The sequence below is a fragment of the Chryseobacterium sp. SIMBA_028 genome (genome assembly GCF_046535285.1).
Classification (GTDB): domain Bacteria; phylum Bacteroidota; class Bacteroidia; order Flavobacteriales; family Weeksellaceae; genus Chryseobacterium.
This window is the reverse complement of sequence record NZ_JAWRWZ010000848.1, coordinates 1-234: the sequence shown is the minus strand read 5'-3', so window position 1 is coordinate 234 and position 234 is coordinate 1. Positions and strand designations below refer to the sequence as shown.

The window sequence follows — 234 nt, the reverse complement described above, 5'->3', positions numbered from 1 at the left end:
AGGAAAAGAATTTCAGGAGACAGCGCCGGAATTTAAGAATGTATTTATCGTCTATCCGATGAGTAATATTCCTGCTAAGTTGAAGGAAAATGAGTTTGTAGGTGTCAGAATAGACGAACTTAATTTTTTAATCAGACCGGAATATCAGCAACTGAGTTCTAAAATGCTTGTCCTGCATCCTGTTACTTTTAAAACCAATGAGGAATACGAACTCCACAAAATTCTCAGAGCAAT

Annotated in this window: 1 protein-coding gene; it reads left to right on the top strand. The window is 36.3% G+C overall.

Features of this window, described 5'->3' with window-relative positions; genetic code table 11:
- Positions 1-234: hypothetical protein (locus SCA31_RS25585; RefSeq protein WP_410699726.1), on the top strand; the 234-nt coding region annotated here is incomplete at both ends.